A 204-nucleotide genomic window follows, 5' to 3' on the forward strand; every position below is an offset into this window, starting at 1 on the left:
CAGTCAGAGGCGATGAAAGGCGTAATAACTTGCGATAAGCCCAGATTAGGTAGTAATAACCTTTTGAGTCTGGGATTCCTGAATGGGGAAACCCACTTGCATAAGCAAGTATCCTGTTGTGAATACATAGCAACAGGAGGCAAACCGGGGGAACTGAAACATCTAAGTACCCCGAGGAAGAGAAATCAACCGAGATTCCGAAAG

The 204-nt window shown here is 45.6% G+C and carries 1 rRNA gene; it reads left to right on the forward strand.

What is annotated here, in order from left to right:
- Positions 1 to 204, forward strand: a 23S ribosomal RNA gene (locus tag IQO02_RS08500); the annotation flags it as partial.

The sequence above is a fragment of the Vibrio sp. OPT24 genome, assembly GCF_015163545.1.
GTDB lineage: Bacteria > Pseudomonadota > Gammaproteobacteria > Enterobacterales > Vibrionaceae > Vibrio > Vibrio cyclitrophicus.